The 621-nt window shown below is 31.1% G+C and carries 1 protein-coding gene; it reads left to right on the top strand.

Features of this window, described 5'->3' with window-relative positions:
• The coding region (locus OIF36_02705) for a hypothetical protein (GenBank protein ID MCV6599373.1) at nucleotides 1-466 on the top strand (466 nt) is incomplete at its 5' end.
• Nucleotides 467-621: the final 155 nt, after the last annotated feature.

The following is a 621-nucleotide window of genomic DNA, read 5'->3' on the forward strand; positions in this document are numbered from 1 at the left end:
AAAAACACATCTACAGTTTTGCAAACACTACCTAGAAGTAAGCAATAAGGCTTCCAATATTGCATGTAGAGCTGAACTTGGTCGATTTCCTCTTAATATTGCTATTAGTCAAAGAATTTTAAACTATATATTATATCTTAAAAATAAAAACGAAGACTCCTTTGTTAAACAGTCTTTCTTTATGTCATTAGGTCTTCACTCCGCTGGTAAAAATAGTTTTCACTCTAATCTTATGAAGATGTCCGAATACTTTAATTTGAATAACTTTAACCCATATCTATTAGATACCGCTAAAATCAAACACTTCGTATGTTTAATGAAACAGAAATACATTTCATATTGGCAACAAGCTCTTCAACATTCTCAAAAATTAGAGTTTTATAAAATTTTTAAAAACGAATATGCCCCTTCAATTTATCTAGAGCTTTCTAAAAGAACATCTGAGCGAAGGGCCTTAACCAACTGAATTGCGCGTAAGCAATCACAGACTTATGATTGAACTTGGCAGATACAACCAAATTTCTAGAGATGATAGAACCTGCCCATCTTATTAAGTATTTGGATCTAATCCAAATACTCAATAATGAGGGATAAAATACAGACTTTAATTCCAAATATTAG

The sequence above is a fragment of the Alphaproteobacteria bacterium genome (assembly GCA_025800285.1).
Taxonomy (GTDB): Bacteria; Pseudomonadota; Alphaproteobacteria; order JAOXRX01; family JAOXRX01; genus JAOXRX01.